This is a genomic window from Spiroplasma endosymbiont of Villa modesta, assembly GCF_964030925.1.
Taxonomy (GTDB): Bacteria; Bacillota_I; Bacilli_A; order Mycoplasmatales; family VBWQ01; genus Spiroplasma_E.
Window position 1 is genome coordinate 716,893 of sequence record NZ_OZ034992.1, and the last position, 17,089, is coordinate 733,981.

A 17,089-nucleotide genomic window follows, 5' to 3' on the forward strand; every position below is an offset into this window, starting at 1 on the left:
TTTTTTTAAATCAGTATTAAATTTTTTAAAAAGTTATTTGCTTTTTCAATATCTTTAATTTTAAATTTTGGAGTTAATTGTGGACTTAATTTTATTAATGTATTTTGTAATAATAAGTGTTCCATTAATTTTTCTGTTTCTAGTTTTTGAAAATTATTCTTATATTGTCTTTCAGCAACATAACCTAAATCTCGTAATACTGTTTCACGATTAGGAGTAAAACTATAATAGACATATTCCATAATTAAATTTTTTAAAAGTCAATTAATTAATAATTTTAAAATTTATTTTATAATTTTGTTATTAACAATAAATTTAGAAAAGTGTTGATAAAAATGATTTTTGAAAATTTAAAAAAATTAAAAAATGAAGAATTTTACAGATATTTTGGTATAAAACGTTTTCATTTTAATGAAATGTTAGAAAAATTAATTGAAATAGAAAAATTAGAAAAAAATAAAGGTCGAAAAAATAAACTTTCAGTAGAAGAAAGATTAATGATGACTTTATTATACTGAAAAGAATATTATACTTTTTTTCAAATGAGTATTAAATCTAAAATGAGCCCATCAAGTTGTTTTCGAAATATTACTTGAGTAGAAAATAAACTTAGTAACCACAAAGATTACCAATTTTTAAAAGAAAGATATAAATTAAAAATTGATAAAAAACAAGAAAATTCAAATGAATTTCAATTTTATTTAATTGATTCAACTGAGATTGAAATTGAAAGACCAACTAAAAAAAACTACAGTTAGAATATTTTTCTGGTAAAAGTTGAATGTATTCTATAAAATTTCAAATTGTATATGATTTTTTTAATAAAAAAATTGTTGATATTTTTGCTGATAATGGTAAAGTGCATGATTTTCAAATATTAAAAAATTCAAATCTTGAATTTTCAGAAAAAACAATAATTATTGGTGATTTAGGATATCAAGGTATACAAAATATTTATAAAAATACAATAATACCAATTAAAAGAACTAAAAATAAAAAATTAACTAAACAAGAAAGAAAATACAATAAGATTGTATCTAAAATTAGAATTAAAGTTGAACATGTCTTTGCTTGATTGAAAAGATTCAAAATTTTAGTAAATAAATGTAGAAAATCTAAATTTAGACTTATGTACTTAAGATTTAACTTACTTTGTGAAATTTTTAATAAAATAAAACCATTAAAATAAAAAAATATTAAAAATATTTTTTTAAAATTTAAATTTTTATCGAGTTAATATAAAAATATTATTAACAATTTTTTGTTTAAAATGTAAACTCATTTTTTAAACTATTTTTTCAAAAAATATTTATTTCTATATTCAATAACACTAAATAGTTTTAAAACAATTTTATTGACAATTAATTAAATTTAATTACGGAATATGTCCAATTCATTAAATAACGTTTATTACCAATAATTTTATCTGTTAAAATTTCTTTTCTACTTACTTGATTAATAATTTCTTGTAAATTTTTTACTTCTTTAATTCCAACTTGTTCTAATGTTTTAGTTTTTTCTGCTAGTTTAATAAATTTAGTTGTACGATAACCACGACTAATTTTATTAAGTCCAGCAAATGCAGGAAGTATATTAAAGAAAGTATTTAACTTTGTTACATTTCCTTTTAAATAATCATAAACTTGATTAATAGTAAAATCAGTTAAAAATTCTACACCAACAGCACTAATACTAGCAACTAAATCACTTGCACCTAATCCAAGTGCTATACTTTCACTTAACCCACCAGTAAAAGGAGCAAGTGCTACTGCTATTACTTGTACACCAATCATTTCTAAAATTTCTCATCAAAAACTTTTATTTTCTTGTTGTTTACTTATTCTAGTATGTTTTGGTTTATTTATATTTAATAGTATTGCTGTACTAGTTGTACCGATTGGCATGGTATTAATTTCCTTTATTTAAGAGTTATTTTAATTGGATTTGTTGTTCCTTTATAATTTAAATCATTAACATTTGCAGTAATAGTTATATATAAGTCACCTGCTTTTTGTTTTTGATTATTTATATTAGTTTTACTTTGTGCATCACTAAAATATTTAATAGTTGGATTTGTTAAATTTGGATTTAATGATTTAAGTTCATTAGTACTTTTTATTTGTGTATTTAATTCACTATTATTGTTATTAACATTTGCAGTAATATCAGTTGTTAAACTTGTAATTTTAGTTTTTAAATCATTTTTTTCTGTTTTAATAACTCCACATAACATTCAACGTGAAGTTGTTTCATTATTAGAAATATATGGGATTGCTTCTCCAACAACTTCACCAGCAACTTTATATGCTCTTCCTGCTTTATCATCTTTAATAAAATCTACATAAATAACTGTATTTTCTATCATATATCTTTTCATCGCTCTTGGTGTTGCTAAAACAAAGGTCATTAATTGTTGTTCATTTTTATCATTAGTAAAAATCATATAGTCATCAAGAACGATTTCACATAATACGCCTTTTACATATAAATTATTTCCATTTAAACGTAATTGTTGTGCCAACTGATTATCGGTAATTAAACCTTTATTATCTGCTAAATAAACTAAACTATCATAAAGACCATTAGTAATAAAAAATTTACTATTTGCAATGTTTCTAAATTGAAACAAAGTATTTCAAGCAGATAACATTGATTTTAAATAGCCTACTGGTGTTGTATCTTCAATATCGATTTTAGTAGCAAATTTTGCAATTGCTTGTGTATCATCAATTGCTAATTTATCTGCTAAATCATTTGCAACTTCATATTGCATACTATCTAATAAATTTTGTCCATTATTTGCTTTTAAATCTACATCTGCAATAATTTCTCCTGCAAGATATTTTTTAGTTATTTTTTTACTAATTTTATCTGTATCAACATATGGTAATTCATATCTTTTACTTTTATCATCCCAAGCAATAATTTTTACTTCCGGTTTTTTTGGTTTTTTAACAATAAATTCAATATTTACTGAGTCAACAATTTCAGTAGGAAAAAAGTTTGCCCATGGACTATTTGAAATTTTAAAAAACTCTATAAATTCTGGTGCTTCTACTAATCTCTCTGTATTGTCTAAATTTAGATTAAATGGTTCTGACATTTTATTCCTTCCTTTCGTTTATAAATAATTTTTCTTTTTATAATTAATTAAAAAATTTTCTTTATCATTTGGTTTATTATTAATAATTATTTGTTTATTGCCACCTGTATTAATTGTTTGTTTAAATATCGGTTGTTCTTTAATCATTTTTTAATAGTTTCTTCAATTTTTGAATTTTCTATATTATTTGTTTTAAATTTTAAAAAATCATAAAATTCAGTTTTAACTTGATATTTTTTAAATATATTAATCATTTCTTTTTCTTTAATTTCTTGATTAAGTTTATTTAACTTATTTTCTGCTTCATTAACTTTATTTTCTATTTCTTGTTGAGCATTATTTTCATTTAAAGGTTCAGTTGTTTGTTGAACATTATTTTCATTTTCTAACATTTAACATTCTCCTAATCTTATCCCAATAATCAATCTTTAACTAATTGTGGCATTTCACTTATTAATTTTTTATAATCATTAACTGCGTTTTCTAATGTATCAATATCAGAAAATTTAAAACAATTATCAATATGTAAATCAAAATCTCTATCAATACTGATATCTTGTTTTCTATATTTTTCATTAAATTCAATTTTTGTCATATTATTTTTCTCCTTTATTAATTTTTTCGTTTAATTTTGCTAATTTTTTTTGATGTTTTATAATTTTGTTATTTGCTCTAACATGTTTTGGAGTTGTGATAAATCTTTTTAATAAAACAATAATTTCTCTGCAAATTAATGTTCCAACACTTGTTCCAATAATTATTAATTCATGTAAAAATTCTTTCATTTGAATATTTTCCTTTCAATTTTTAATTTTTTTAATTATTCATCAAATTGCCCACCATTAATTCTTTCAATCATTGATTGTGAATTACTTATAATAGTTACTAATAAAGAAATTTCTTTATTTAATTGTTCCATCCTTTCTTTATGTGTTTTTATTTCGTGATTATAATATTCAATTAATTTTTCTTTATTCATAAATTACTCACCTCCTTTATAAACTCATGTGATTATAATCTCAATTTAATGAAGCATTATCGTGATTTAATGCTACTTTGCTCATATTATCACTACCGTATTGACTAGTTGTTTCACTATTAATTGTGAATCTATTATCATTTACTAATCTTGCAGTTTCATCATTAAATGATGTTTCTTGCATTTCTTGAATATGATTTGTAGTTTCCATAGGTAGTAAATTATGGATTATTTCACTTGCACCAGCAATAATAGTAGGTACTGCATAAGCATTATTAAAATCATTATTAATACCCATTGCAACACCACTTGAAATTAAACATCCACCAGTTGCCATATTACAAATTTTTCTTATTGCTTCAAATTTATTAGGTATTAACTCAGTTAATCCACTAATAAGATTTGAAATACCATAAGTATTTAATGAAATATAAGTATCTCAATCCATTAATGACTGATGTTCTTGTTTATTTAATAGTAATCATGGCGGACCTTCTGTTGTGATTGTAGTAGTTATTGGAATTGGTGTTATTGGAATAATAGGATTAATATTATTTTCTGTTCATTTACTATAATTTGCTAAACCAATTGTTCCTAATCCTAATGCTATTTTTTTAGAACTATTAATTAATTTAGTTTTAGTATTTGGTCTTTGATTTAAATTTCAAATATCTAAACCTAATTTTTTACCAAATAATAAACTATTAATTGAACCTAATATTGGATTAGCAATTACTTGACCATAATAAGCACTTGTACCAATCATTGCACAAATAGGACTTATACCAGTTCTAATTAATTTAGTTAAAGTATAATTTGATTGATTTTCTATATTTGGCATTTTAATCTCCTTTAATTTTCTAATTTTTTAATTGTTACTTTAATTCAACCTTGATAAACATCATTATCACCAACTATTAATGCAACATTACTTTCGGGGTCAGAAACAATTATGTGTTTTGATTTAACATTTGGGTATTGTCTTAAAATAATTGCTCTAATATCATTACTTGTATGAATTGCTTTTGGAAATGGTGATAATATTTCAATTTCATCTTTATTTTCAAACAAAGTAGGTAATATTATCATTAATTATTCTCCTTATTTTTAATTTGATTAGAAATTTCACTTAATATTTTCAATATTTTATATTCATTTTTTAAATCTTTAATTATATAAATTAAAAATATTATTAGTGTTATACTTGTTATTAATATTGGTGCTATTAATAAAATTTTTCATAATATCATTTTTTACTCTTTTCATTTTTTAAATCATTTAACATTGATTGAACAAAATGCACGATTTTTAGGAATGTTTAAAGTGTTAAAGATTTGACCAGTTACAATAATTTCATCGTTTTTGTTTAATAAAATACATCGGTTATAAAGTTTTGGTTTATTAAAAATTAAAGTAACATAATTTAATCCATTTCATTGACCACGAACACTATAATATAATTCCTTATTACCTTTTTCGTAATATTTTGCTTCAATAGTGTTACTCAGTTTTACTGTTAATTTGACATAATTTTCTTTATCTTTCATTTTTATAATTTCCTTAAATAATTATCAAAAATTAATATTTTTTTATGATTTTTTAAATAATATTGAATATGCTTATAAGCATCTTGTTCATGTTTTGTTAATTTTATATTTCCTTTATAATTTGTTATTTTATTTTTATTTTTTAGGTGGTTTTCTAGATAATCTCAGTTGAAAACATCTTGTACTAATACCATTAATGCACCAATAATTTTAGGTGTTGCTAATGGATTAGTTAATAATTGTTTTGAACTTAAAAAGAAATTTTCTACAATAACTAATATTTTTTTATCAATAAATTTTTCTTTAATTAATTGCATTTTTTCTTTATACATATTTTTATTTCATAAAACAGTTAATGTATTAAATGTTTCATTAAAAACAATATTATTAGTTTCACTTGAATATATAACCATTCCATTACTACCTATTCCTGCTGGGTCAATACCAATAATTAATTCATATTGCATTATCAATAAAATTCACCATTTTTAATTTTTATAATTATTTTATTTAGATTTCCAGAACAACATGTATCTATTTTCCCAAGATATATACTATTTCTTAATTCAGTAATTAATTTTTCTTTATTCATATTTATATCTCCTACTTAACCTAATATTTAAAATACAGTCATAACAAATTGCTTTATTATTGTTATCTCTTAAAAAATATTTTCTTGTTTTTATATCATCAGTATTAAAGAATAAATAATCTAATTTATGTTGTTTACATGTTCAACAAAAATACTTTTTTTGCATAATTAATCACTTCTACATCAATCACAAACATATCCAAATGGTTTTGTATAATCCAAATGTTCATCAATATCATAATCATCTTCAAATTTTCTAATATCATGTTGTTCTGCTTCTAATTCTGTTTTAAAGTGATAAAGCATATTGATTTTGTCATCTTCATATAATTCATTACATTCAACACATCTTTTTCTTCTTTTTTTAATTTTTTTATCAATCTTTCTTAGTGCTTCATAATCAAGAATTTCTATTGCCATAATAATCCTTTCCTAATATGTTCTGTTGCTTCTAGCATAAAGAACATATATTTTGATTTTTATATTATTAATACTATTCGTTTTATTCATTCCAGTAATTATGGGCTCAAAAATAAATTGTGAAATTTTAAAAAACATTGAGGCATTCGATTCAATATTTATTTAATTTGCGTTTAACAAATTAATACTTTAATTGAACCGGTCCCGCTCAATTTTTTTTACAAGTTTGAAATTTATTTTCTCGCCCAAAAAATTTTTCAAAAAAAATAAAAAATAAAACCAACACTTGCTCACTGGGGGGTGGCAAGGTTGGTTAAATAAAGAATAGAATTAATACAATAGGTCCCTACAACAGGTCTATATATACTAGTTTCCAATTCGCTCCCACCCCAAGAATTACCATTAAATGGTTAGTATATTTTATTAGGTATCACTCCACTTTTTATTTATACATGCAAGTCCACATGTTCTAGCTACTATTTTTAACAACTGTGTTGTAGTTCACTTTTTTAGTTCCCTAACACGTGTTGATAATAGCGTTAAAGACGGTTATTAAAAATTTTAAAATTTTACAATTACAAAAAAAAGACAAGATTATTTCTTGTCTTTTTCCTTAATAACTTTGAGAATAATTTTTATTTTTTTAAATGTATATTTTTTAAAATACGTCGAATATAAATTTAAATTTAAGGGTTAAAGAGAGTAATTTTATCTAATTTTCATTATTTTTCAAATAATTCATTTTTGGAAATAAGTTACTAATATGATAATAAATTATTTCGTAACTTTGACAACCGCCCGTGAAAAATATTCGGTTATTGCAGATGATCACTTAATGAAAATTAATGATCTTTTTAAAAATAAATTATTAAGAACAGGTGCACCACCTCATAAATATAGGGCAGAAAATGCTAATGCAGCACACTTTTTAAAAGATTTAGGTTTCAAAACTGGTGATGAAATTGGCGTTTATTCAGATGAAGAATATGCTGAAATTGTTAGTTTAACTGTTAGTATTAAAAATACTTTTCCAGGAGAAATTAAAGAAAAATACACCGAAGATAGTTTTGAATTAGAAGCAGGTACGTGTCAAATTGATATTATCAAAAATAATGAAATTTTAAAATCTTATATTATTAATACAGCTGACAATAAGGATTTAGATGTTAGTCAAGAATTTCGAAAAATTTTACCTGATTTGAAACTTTATAACAATGTGGGAGTTAAAAAAGGAAGTTTAGCCTCTGATTTTAAATTAGAATTTGCACCATATAAACAAAAGCAATGAGAAGCTTTAATTAGTTTATTAAATACAAAAGTTTATACATTTTTTTATGATGCTGCTAAAAATGGTAATAAAATTACTGGATTTGTTAATGTTCAGAGAGTGTGATTACAAGTAGATTTTGGGAAAGTAAATGCACTAAAAGATTCAAGAATTGGATCATTACCAGTTTTAGATTAAAACTATATTAACACAATTATATTTTACAAAAAGAGCAGTTGACAATGCTCTTTTTGTGTTAATTAATAAATTATTTTATCTAGTCTTATTTTAATATTTAAGTTTGTTGAATTAATTTATTTTTTCTTTTATTCATAAATAAAATAATTTGATATTTTATTTATGAACTAAATTTATAATTATCAAATAAGAGGGGGTGTTAAAATGATAAATAATGTTGTATTAGTAGGTAAATTAATGAATGAACCAGAAATAATACCAACCAGAGAACAAATTCCAACAAAATGGACCAAGTTATAATGGCAGTTGAAAGACCTTTTAAAAATCGTCAAAATCAATTTGAAATTGATTTTATCACTATTAAAACTTGAATAGCTAATACAGAGGAATTAAAAACACTATTAAAAAAGAATGCAATTATTGGTATTAAAGGTAGAATTCAAACATTTGCTAATAAAGCTAATGATTTTTACTACTAATAAGTTTATAGTCACTTTATATTTTTTCAAATTAAAACGATATATAGTAAAATAAATTTGTTATAATTTTACTATAATTTATTAGTATAAAAGGTTAGGAGCAAACAAAATGAAAATTGGAATTGTAAGTGATTCAGCTACTGGTTTTACCGTTGAAGATATGAAAAAATATCCTGAAATAATAATTATTCCTTTAAATATTATTGAAGGAGAAAATGCTTATGATGATAATAACATTGATATTGATAGTGAAACAATTCGTAAAAAGATGATTGATGAACACTGTATTTTAAAAACTAGTCAAACTAGTCGTGGTAAACTTGAACAATATTGAGATAATGCTTTAAGTAAATATGATCAAATTTTATTTTTACCAATTGCTAATAATGCTTCAGGACAATATGCAAGTTCACAAGTTTTACAAAAAGAAGAAAAATATAAAAATAAAGTTCATATTTTAGAAACAGGTGCTGCTTCAATACCTTTAAAATTTATGGTTTTAATTGCTTTTACTCTTGTTAAAAATGGAAAAAAAATTCCTGAAATTTTAGGAATTTTAAATAAATTTCGTAAAACTTATGAATCTTATATTGCTCCTAATGATTTAAAATTTTTGGCTCGTGGTGGTAGATTACCAATGAGTAAAGCAAGAATTGGTAATTTTTTACGTTTTAAACCAATTTTAAGATGTAAAGAAACAATTGATAATATTGGTAGAGTTAGAACCTTAAGTAAAGCTATGGAAGAAATGTTAGATATTATTACTAAAATTAAAGACGTTACTAAAGAAACAATATATATTATTGATGGTTGATGTAGAAAAGATATTATTGATGAAGCAATTAAAAAAGTAAAAAATAGAGGATTTACCAAATATAAAGTTGAACCATTATGTAATATTTTAAAAACACATACTGGTAATAATACTATTGGTTTTTCAGTAGTACCTAATCAATGAGTAAAAGAAGTCTAATAAAAAAGTAGTTTTATAAAAGATTGATTAAGTATTCTGTTTTTTAGAAAATATATAAAAAACTTTAAATCTAAAAAAGAATGTTAGTAAAGGTTAATTTAGTTTACTAACATTCAGATTTTTTCAACTTATAAATAATAAAATATTAAATATTATGATTTAAATTCTTATTAATAATTAAAGTTTTAAACTAAAGAAATAATTGAAAAAATTTAATAAAATAAATATTTATAAATCAAAGTAATGGTTTTTTAATTTATTGAGTTTTAACTATAAAATTAAAAAATATTTTTATTAAGTATCCTTAACCATTTCATAGTATAACTATTTTATTTTTTTAATTTTAATAGCCATTTTCATTTAGTGGTATTTTAAATCAAAAACCTTCATAACAAACAACATTTCCAAAATTATTTTTATATTTTTGATAAGAACGACAAATATTATTATAGGCTTGATAATAGCGTTTTTTATTAGTTTTATCAATGTGGTAAACTTTTAATATTGCTTCTTCCATAGTGTCATAAACACCTAAACAGTTATCTTCTTTATCATATCTCGCATAAATAAAATTATTTTTTTTCATTTTTAACTCCAATACTTTTTTATATATTCCCATAATTTAAGATTTACTTAGAACATAGATTATATTTATAATATTTAGGATTTTAAAAAAATATGAAATGGTGTAAGAACATTAAATTAGTTTGTAAATTTATAAAAAATAAAATGATAAGTTAAATTTATGACAATATTAAAAATATTGTTAATAACATAAATTGATAACAAATTATTTTTTTATAGAATAGACATATTCCGTAATTAAATTTAATTACGGAATATGTCCAATATAGTTTTAATTGAAAAATTATTATTTATTGTTTATTTTTGAATTCTAAGTAAATCTTAATTTAAGTCTATAATTGAAAAAATGAATATACAATAAAAAATTCACTTTTTTATAAAAAGGCGAATTTATTTCATAATTTTATATTTATTGTAAAATTAAAATTAAAATTTTATTTAATTTTTAACTAATATTTTTTAAATTTATTATTTTATTTTAAATAAATTTTTACTATTTTAGTGGTTTTTTATTTTTTTATTATAAATTATTTTTCATTTTTTTTAGATTTATTTGAAAAAATATTAACTAAACACTTTCTATTTTAAATGATTAAAAGTAAAATAATGTTATTGTTAATAAAACAAGAAATAAGTATATTAATAGTTTTAAAAAAAACTACTAAAATATTTTTAAAATTTAATGGAGGATGAAAATGCAAACTTTTATTGGAATTATAGGTTATTTAGCCGGAATATTGTCTATTATAACATTTATTCCACAAGCAATAAAAACAATAAAAACTAAGGAAACTAAACATATAATCTTATCAACTTATATTATTTATAATATTGCTAATCTTTTTTTCTTGATATTTGGAATACTTTCAGTAACATTACCAGTAATGTGACCAGAAGGTGCTGATACTCTTGAAATTGCAATTTGAGGTTCTACCTTAATAATACCGTATACAGTAACAATGACTGCAACTAATTGTATTATTTATGTTAAAGTAAAAAATATGAAAACGTTGGGCGAAAATGCTAAAACTTTGGAGGAATAAAAATAATGGCAAATACTGAATGATGAATTATTACTATAATAGGGATTATTGGAGCACTTATTGCTGTTATAGCATTTTGTCCACAGTCTTTAAAAACAATAAAAACTAAAAAAACAGATGGTATTTCTTTACTTACATTTATTCTTTATACAACAGCTAACAGTTTATGAGTATTATGGGGCATTATTCATTTATCATATCATGGTGGATCTGAATCAACAATTTTAATGAAAGATTTAGTTATAATTTGTGCTAATACACCTTGTGCAATATGATCAGGAATTATTCTTGGTATTAAAATTAATAATATGTATAAATATGGTGAAGATTGTAAAAAATGAAAAGGTAAAGTAAATATAAAGAGTAACTTTTAATAGTTTATTTTTTAAAAAAAATAATAATTTATTACTAAAAATGCATTGTAATGATGCATTTTTTAATAGTTATAGTAGTAAAATACTTATCAAAATTAAAAATATAATTTAAGTTATAATATATGTATAATTAAAAATTCTGTGGGGTTAAATAATGATAATTCAAAATGATGTTTATAAAATTCTAGTACAAGTAATCCTAGAAAAAGGTCATTGTAATGTTTTATTAGCACAAATGATGCGAGATAAAAATCTAACATTATCAGAAAAAGAAGCAATTGAAAAGATAGTACTAGGAACTTTAAAAAATCAAATTTATTTAGATTATATATTAAATCAAATATGAAATGTTTTGAAATCAGTAATTACTATTCCTTTTCACATAACTATTTTATTATGAATAGTTTTATATGAAATCTATTTTTTAGAAATTACTAATAAAGAAATTTTCATTGAAAATACTTTAAAAAAAGTAAGCACCATTGATAATAAACTAACATTTATTATTTCTAAAGTATTAGATTTATGTTTTACTGAATTTAGATCAGAATTTAATTTACAAAAAGAAAGTAAACAAAATATTAAATTAATTAAATATAGTTATCCTAGTTGATTATACTCTCTAATAAAATCACAATTTAGTATTAATATTGCAAATCAATTGATAAAAGATAACTTAAGAATGCCATTAATTAGTTTTAGAGTTAATACATTAAAAACTACTGTTAATAAAGTGTTAAACAATGAAAATTATAAATCTTTTAACTTTTGTTTAAGCGAGATAGTATCTGATGGTATTATTAGTTCAAAGTCAATTTTTAACACAAAATTATATGAAAATGGTGAAATTATTAAACAAGATCAAGCAAGTATGTTAGTTAGTCATATTTTAGATCCACAACCATATGATGAAGTATTAGATATGTGTGCAGGAATTGCTAGTAAAACAGCCCATATGGCAGCTTTAATGTCTAATCACGGTAAGATAGTTGCTTGTGATATAAATGAAGAACGATTAAAAATTGGTGCTACTTATTTAAAAAAATTAGGCGTAACAAATACTGAACTTAAATATGGTGATTCTACAATATTAGATTTTAATAATAAATTTGACAAAATTTTAATTGATGCTCCTAGTACTGCTTGAGGTTTAATTAAAAGAAAACCAGAAGTTAAACTTATCAATTGAAGTAAAGAAGAAATTAATCAGTTAATTACTGTTCAAGCAAAATTATTAAATAAGGCTTATCAACTTTTAAAACCTGAAGCGATAGTTGTGTACGTTACTTGTACTTTCAATATTAAAGAAAATCAAAATCAAATTGACAATTTTGTTAAAAATCACCCAGATATGACAATCATTACAGAAAAACAATTTTTTGTTTTTAATAACAATACTGATGGATTTTATATTTGTAAATTAAAAAAGGAATATAGGGGGACAGTTTATGAAAATAAATGCTAGTTATAAAACAGATGTTGGTAATTATCGTACAAATAATCAAGATGCCGTTTTATATTTAACAAATAACACTGGACAAGTTATTGGTGTTGTTTGTGATGGATTGGGTGGTCATAAATGTGGTGAAGTGGCCAGTAATATGGCTGTTAGTATGTTAAAAAAATTTTTTGAAACAACAGATTTTACTAAATTAAAACATGATAAACAGATTCATGCATGATTACAAGAAAAGATAGAAATTATTCAAATTGAAATGAATAATTTTAGTTTAAGTAATGAACAAGCGCTTGATATGGGAACAACTATGGTAATAATTTTAATTACTAATAACAAAGCTTATTTAGTAAATATTGGTGATTCACGTATTTATCAATATAGTGAACAAGGATTAAAACAGTTAACAGTTGATCATAATATTTTAAATTTATATTTACAAAAAAATACAACTAAAGAATCAAGTGTTGATTTAAATCACACTTATTGAAAGGCATTGACTAGTGCTCTTGGTCCACGTAAGCCATTAAAAACTGATATTTTTCATTTACCATTAATAATTCCATCATATTTTCTTTTAACTAGTGATGGTGTTCATGATTTTTTAGAAGAATATGAAATAGTTAATATTTTAGAAAAAAATGGAAATATTAATAATAAAGTTAAATTATTAATTAAGGAAGCATTACTTAATGTTTCAACTGATAATGTTACTGCATTATTAATGGAAATAAAATTTTAGTCTTTTGATATTTTTGTGTAAAATATAAATTATAAATAAGTTAGTAATTTTTAAAAAATAAATTTAAAAGTAATGGTGAAACTAATGGAAATAAATAAATTATTGAATAATCGTTATCATATTTTAAAAATTATTGGTTCGGGTGGTATGGCTAAAGTTTATGAAGCACAAGATAAATATTTAAATCGGCAAGTTGCTTTAAAAGTAATTAATCCAATTTCACCACTAGATGACTTAATAAAAGAACGATTTTTGCAAGAAATTAGAGCAGTATCTAGAGTTAGACATCCCAATGTTATTTTGGTATATGATGTTTTTATTGATAAGAAAGATTGATGCTTAGTTTTTGAATTATTAGAAGGTAAAACATTAAAAGAATATTTAAGTAATTATTCAGTTTTATCAGTTAATGAAGTTATAGTTATTATGAAAGAAATTTTAAAAGGGGTTAATGCGTGTCATTCAGTCAATATTATTCATCGTGATTTAAAACCTGAAAATATTATTTTAACTAGTAGTGGAGCAATTAAAGTTTTAGACTTTGGTATTGCTGTTATTGATGATTATGAAGTTAAAAAACACGCTAATCAAGTTGTAGGAACAATGAAATATATTGCTCCAGAAGTAGTAAAATTTCAAAAACCAACAATTCAAAGTGATATTTATGCTTTGGGTATTATATTATATGAATTATTAGTTGGTAAACCACCTTTTTTTCATAAAAATCCACAAATATTAGCCGCTAAACATATTAAAGAACCAATGCCATTAATTCATGAAATTAATAAGAATATTCCACAGAGTTTAGAAAATATTATTTTGAAGGCAACTGCTAAGAATATTAATGATCGCTATCGGACAATTAGTGAATTGAGTAATGATTTAGATTGTTGTTTAAAAACGGAAAATAAAAATAATATGTTATTTAAGAAAAATTACTTAAATTCACAAAAATTAAAAAAACCATTTTATTTAAAAAAAGAATTTTTATTATCTTTAATTTTAATTATATTATTACTTATTGGTGTTATTATAAGCATATTAATTTTATATTAATTGGAGGACACTATGAATTTTAAACAAGGAATAGTTATTGGAGTTGCAAATAACTTTGTTGAAGTAAGAATTGAAAATCAAATTTTTTCTTGTTTAATCAAAGGAAATTTAAAATTTCAAACAGCAAAAATTTTAGTTGGTGATTATGTTAAAGTTAATTTTAAAGATGATAAAAATCCTTTGGTTGAATCAATTTTACCTCGATTTAATGAACTATATCGACCAAGCATTGCTAATGTTGATCAAGTATTAATTGTTAGTTCTCTTGTTAATCCTTTTCTTAGTAGTTTTCTATTAAATAAATTATTAACTATTTTTAATTATTATCATTTAAAAATAATTTTAATATTTACAAAAATTGATTTGGTAACTAAAGATAATGAAGTTTGAACAAAAGTTAAAGCATATCAGAATTTAAATTTACCAACAATTTTTATTTCAAATGTTAAAAAAAATGGTATTGAAGATTTAAAAAAAGTTTTTACAAACAAGTTATCAATATTAACAGGTACTTCAGGAGTGGGAAAGAGTTCAACTTTAAATAGTTTGGATAATAATTTAAAATTATGAACACAGGATATTTCTACAAGTTTAAATCGTGGTAAACATACCACAACTAAAACTCGCCTTTATTTTTTACATGATGGTATTATTGCAGATACACCTGGTTTTTCGGTTTTTCAGTTACAAGGTCTAAGTAGTATTGATATTGCTACTAATTTTCCTAGTTTTACTAATATTTGACAAAATTGTAAGTTTCGTACTTGCTTACATCAGCAAGAACCAGAATGTGCAATTAAAAAAGCAGTTGCAAATAAAATAATTTCTAGTTTTTTTTATGAAGATTATTGTAAAATTTTAATAGAATTCAATAAAATTAATAATTTAAAATAAAGGATGGTAATATATGAAAAAAGAAGTAACAATTGCCGCTAGCATTTTAACTGCTAACTTTCTATCTTTAAAAGATGATTTATTAAATTTACAAAATGCAGGAATTAATTGAATTCATTTTGATGTTATGGATCATCATTTTGTTGAAAATTTAAGTTTTGGTGCAAAAATATTAAGTGATGTATGTAAATTTAGTTCTAATATCAATATTGATTGTCATATGATGGTAAAGATAACAACATCAAAAGTATGCGATTATTTAAAACCATTTATAATTTTACCGCAAGTTAAAAATATTACTTTGCATTATGAAGCATTAACAGAAGAACAATTAAAAGAATTTCTGCAGTGAAAAAACCCTGGTTTTAAAAAAGGAATTGCCATTAATCCTGATACACCAATTTCAAAAATTTATGATTATTTGAAAGATCTTGATACAATTTTAATTATGAGTGTGCAACCAGGTGCGGGTGGACAACGTTTTTTAGATTTAACTATTAATAAAATTAAAATGTTAGTAAAACATATCGATAATAATTTTCCAAATATTACAATTGCTGTTGATGGTGGCATTAATAATTTAACAGCAAATGATTGTATTGCTGCTGGTGCTAATTACCTAGTAGCGGGTAGTTATTTATTAAATAGTGATAATTCAGTAAAAAAACAAGTTGCGATGTTAACAAATTATGAAAAATAGTGATATTAAACAATTAGTAATTGTTTGTCGTGATTATAATTTAAATTGAGAACAATTTATTAATCCAATTTTTATTGGTGTTGAAACTGGTGTTTTATCATTATTAAAATATAAAAAACCAATTAAGTTTATTTGTGGTGATAATGATACCATTAATAAACAACAGTTAAAGATTTTAAATGATCAAAGTAAAATACATAATTTTGAAATTATTACTTTTAATAAAGAAAAAGATTTTATTGATAGTGAACTTGCGATAGTTACTGCAATTTCCAAAAAAATTGATTTTCAACAAATAGTGATAGTAAGTGATGGAATACGTTGGGATATGTTACTTGCTAGTATTAATATATTAAAAAAATATGAATGTTTTAACCCAATTTTATTAGGTGAAAATAATTATTGTTTTTTACTAAAAGCAAAATCAGAATATATTTTTTACAATTGACAATTAACATATAAATATATTTCTTTTTTTAGTTTAGACAATGAAGAAGTAATTTATAACTTTAGTGGTTGTAAGTTTTATCCAAATCAAGATATTACTGTTACTAATAATAGTACGCAAACTATTAGTAATGAATTTAACAAAGAAGAAAGACCAAAACTAATTATTAAAAAAGGAAAATGTTTAGTTTTTTTACATAAATAATTTTTAAAATTTAGAAAAATTAATTATTA

The 17,089-nt window shown here is 22.2% G+C and carries 28 protein-coding genes; 13 read left to right on the forward strand and 15 right to left on the reverse strand.

Annotation, left to right across the window (positions count from 1 at the left end; translation table 4 throughout):
* Positions 1–5: 5 nt before the first annotated feature.
* On the reverse strand, positions 6–242 hold the full coding sequence (locus AAHM89_RS04605) for a hypothetical protein (protein WP_342267084.1): 237 nt from the start codon (positions 240–242) through the stop codon (positions 6–8).
* 93 nt (positions 243–335) lie between these two features.
* Between AAHM89_RS04605 and AAHM89_RS04610 the strand changes: the two genes are divergently transcribed.
* Positions 336–758, forward strand: coding sequence for a transposase family protein (locus tag AAHM89_RS04610; RefSeq protein ID WP_339045912.1), 423 nt, complete (start codon positions 336–338; stop codon positions 756–758).
* Positions 759–781: 23 nt separating this feature from the next.
* On the forward strand, positions 782–1,189 hold the full coding sequence (locus AAHM89_RS04615; RefSeq protein WP_339045908.1) for a transposase family protein: 408 nt from the start codon (positions 782–784) through the stop codon (positions 1,187–1,189).
* A 172-nt stretch (positions 1,190–1,361) separates the two neighbouring features.
* On the opposite strand, the gene AAHM89_RS04620 is transcribed toward AAHM89_RS04615, so the two are convergent.
* The 13 genes from AAHM89_RS04620 to AAHM89_RS04680 form a co-directional block, all read right to left on the reverse strand.
* Positions 1,362–1,904, reverse strand: coding sequence for a hypothetical protein (locus AAHM89_RS04620; protein ID WP_342267085.1), 543 nt, complete (start codon positions 1,902–1,904; stop codon positions 1,362–1,364).
* A gap of 14 nt (positions 1,905–1,918) precedes the next feature.
* Positions 1,919–3,103 carry a hypothetical protein gene (locus AAHM89_RS04625; protein WP_342267086.1) on the reverse strand — a complete coding sequence of 395 codons (1,185 nt, stop codon included), beginning with the start codon at positions 3,101–3,103 and terminating at the stop codon, positions 1,919–1,921.
* Positions 3,104–3,189: 86 nt separating this feature from the next.
* Positions 3,190–3,495, reverse strand: coding sequence for a hypothetical protein (locus tag AAHM89_RS04630; protein ID WP_342267087.1), 306 nt, complete (start codon positions 3,493–3,495; stop codon positions 3,190–3,192).
* Between the two features lie 17 nt (positions 3,496–3,512).
* Positions 3,513–3,698 carry a hypothetical protein gene (locus tag AAHM89_RS04635; protein ID WP_281748210.1) on the reverse strand — a complete coding sequence of 62 codons (186 nt, stop codon included), beginning with the start codon at positions 3,696–3,698 and terminating at the stop codon, positions 3,513–3,515.
* A 1-nt stretch (position 3,699) separates the two neighbouring features.
* On the reverse strand, positions 3,700–3,888 hold the full coding sequence (locus AAHM89_RS04640) for a hypothetical protein (RefSeq protein ID WP_174481134.1): 189 nt from the start codon (positions 3,886–3,888) through the stop codon (positions 3,700–3,702).
* 35 nt (positions 3,889–3,923) lie between these two features.
* Positions 3,924–4,082: a hypothetical protein gene (locus AAHM89_RS04645; RefSeq protein ID WP_174480221.1), complete on the reverse strand. Its 159-nt coding sequence runs from the start codon at positions 4,080–4,082 to the stop codon at positions 3,924–3,926.
* A 16-nt stretch (positions 4,083–4,098) separates the two neighbouring features.
* Positions 4,099–4,923, reverse strand: coding sequence for a hypothetical protein (locus tag AAHM89_RS04650; RefSeq protein ID WP_342267088.1), 825 nt, complete (start codon positions 4,921–4,923; stop codon positions 4,099–4,101).
* Between the two features lie 11 nt (positions 4,924–4,934).
* Positions 4,935–5,171 (reverse strand): hypothetical protein, encoded by a 237-nt coding sequence (locus AAHM89_RS04655; RefSeq protein WP_174480108.1) that lies wholly within the window; start codon positions 5,169–5,171, stop codon positions 4,935–4,937.
* Positions 5,171–5,332 carry a hypothetical protein gene (locus AAHM89_RS04660; RefSeq protein WP_338978831.1) on the reverse strand — a complete coding sequence of 54 codons (162 nt, stop codon included), beginning with the start codon at positions 5,330–5,332 and terminating at the stop codon, positions 5,171–5,173. The genes AAHM89_RS04655 and AAHM89_RS04660 overlap by 1 nt, the downstream gene beginning before the upstream one ends.
* 3 nt (positions 5,333–5,335) lie before the next feature.
* Positions 5,336–5,629 (reverse strand): hypothetical protein, encoded by a 294-nt coding sequence (locus tag AAHM89_RS04665; RefSeq protein ID WP_342265856.1) that lies wholly within the window; start codon positions 5,627–5,629, stop codon positions 5,336–5,338.
* Between the two features lie 2 nt (positions 5,630–5,631).
* A complete protein-coding gene (locus AAHM89_RS04670) occupies positions 5,632–6,096 on the reverse strand; it encodes a hypothetical protein (protein ID WP_342267089.1) in 465 nt (154 codons plus the stop codon).
* Entirely contained in the window at positions 6,096–6,221 is a 126-nt protein-coding gene (locus AAHM89_RS04675) for a hypothetical protein (protein ID WP_342266857.1), read from the reverse strand. Before AAHM89_RS04675 ends, AAHM89_RS04670 begins: the two co-directional genes overlap by 1 nt.
* A 168-nt stretch (positions 6,222–6,389) precedes the next feature.
* On the reverse strand, positions 6,390–6,641 hold the full coding sequence (locus tag AAHM89_RS04680) for a hypothetical protein (RefSeq protein WP_342266892.1): 252 nt from the start codon (positions 6,639–6,641) through the stop codon (positions 6,390–6,392).
* A 763-nt stretch (positions 6,642–7,404) separates the two neighbouring features.
* On the opposite strand from AAHM89_RS04680, the gene AAHM89_RS04685 reads away from it, so the two are divergent.
* The 3 genes from AAHM89_RS04685 (at position 7,405) to AAHM89_RS04695 (ending at position 9,558) form a co-directional block, all read left to right on the forward strand.
* Positions 7,405–8,106 (forward strand): hypothetical protein, encoded by a 702-nt coding sequence (locus AAHM89_RS04685; RefSeq protein WP_342267090.1) that lies wholly within the window; start codon positions 7,405–7,407, stop codon positions 8,104–8,106.
* A 299-nt stretch (positions 8,107–8,405) separates the two neighbouring features.
* A complete protein-coding gene (locus AAHM89_RS04690; protein ID WP_342267091.1) occupies positions 8,406–8,585 on the forward strand; it encodes a hypothetical protein in 180 nt (59 codons plus the stop codon).
* A 109-nt stretch (positions 8,586–8,694) separates the two neighbouring features.
* Positions 8,695–9,558 carry a DegV family protein gene (locus AAHM89_RS04695; RefSeq protein WP_252319596.1) on the forward strand — a complete coding sequence of 288 codons (864 nt, stop codon included), beginning with the start codon at positions 8,695–8,697 and terminating at the stop codon, positions 9,556–9,558.
* A gap of 343 nt (positions 9,559–9,901) precedes the next feature.
* Here AAHM89_RS04695 and AAHM89_RS04700 read toward each other — a convergent pair whose 3' ends face one another.
* Positions 9,902–10,144 carry a hypothetical protein gene (locus AAHM89_RS04700; protein WP_338957432.1) on the reverse strand — a complete coding sequence of 81 codons (243 nt, stop codon included), beginning with the start codon at positions 10,142–10,144 and terminating at the stop codon, positions 9,902–9,904.
* A gap of 694 nt (positions 10,145–10,838) precedes the next feature.
* Between AAHM89_RS04700 and AAHM89_RS04705 the strand changes: the two genes are divergently transcribed.
* The 8 genes from AAHM89_RS04705 (at position 10,839) to AAHM89_RS04740 (ending at position 17,060) form a co-directional block, all read left to right on the forward strand.
* On the forward strand, positions 10,839–11,186 hold the full coding sequence (locus AAHM89_RS04705; protein WP_174481527.1) for a SemiSWEET family sugar transporter: 348 nt from the start codon (positions 10,839–10,841) through the stop codon (positions 11,184–11,186).
* Positions 11,187–11,191: 5 nt separating this feature from the next.
* Positions 11,192–11,560: a SemiSWEET family sugar transporter gene (locus tag AAHM89_RS04710; RefSeq protein WP_174481526.1), complete on the forward strand. Its 369-nt coding sequence runs from the start codon at positions 11,192–11,194 to the stop codon at positions 11,558–11,560.
* A 154-nt stretch (positions 11,561–11,714) separates the two neighbouring features.
* On the forward strand, positions 11,715–13,025 hold the full coding sequence (locus AAHM89_RS04715) for a methyltransferase domain-containing protein (protein ID WP_342267092.1): 1,311 nt from the start codon (positions 11,715–11,717) through the stop codon (positions 13,023–13,025).
* Positions 13,009–13,758 carry a protein phosphatase 2C domain-containing protein gene (locus AAHM89_RS04720; protein WP_342267093.1) on the forward strand — a complete coding sequence of 250 codons (750 nt, stop codon included), beginning with the start codon at positions 13,009–13,011 and terminating at the stop codon, positions 13,756–13,758. The genes AAHM89_RS04715 and AAHM89_RS04720 overlap by 17 nt, the downstream gene beginning before the upstream one ends.
* Positions 13,759–13,842: 84 nt before the next feature.
* Positions 13,843–14,814 (forward strand): serine/threonine-protein kinase, encoded by a 972-nt coding sequence (locus tag AAHM89_RS04725; protein WP_174481523.1) that lies wholly within the window; start codon positions 13,843–13,845, stop codon positions 14,812–14,814.
* A 12-nt stretch (positions 14,815–14,826) separates the two neighbouring features.
* A complete protein-coding gene (gene rsgA, locus AAHM89_RS04730; protein ID WP_174481522.1) occupies positions 14,827–15,708 on the forward strand; it encodes a ribosome small subunit-dependent GTPase A in 882 nt (293 codons plus the stop codon).
* Between the two features lie 13 nt (positions 15,709–15,721).
* Positions 15,722–16,408, forward strand: a complete 687-nt coding sequence (locus AAHM89_RS04735; protein ID WP_252319571.1) for a ribulose-phosphate 3-epimerase — start codon at positions 15,722–15,724, stop codon at positions 16,406–16,408.
* Positions 16,398–17,060, forward strand: a complete 663-nt coding sequence (locus tag AAHM89_RS04740; protein ID WP_342267094.1) for a thiamine diphosphokinase — start codon at positions 16,398–16,400, stop codon at positions 17,058–17,060. Before AAHM89_RS04735 ends, AAHM89_RS04740 begins: the two co-directional genes overlap by 11 nt.
* Positions 17,061–17,089: the final 29 nt, after the last annotated feature.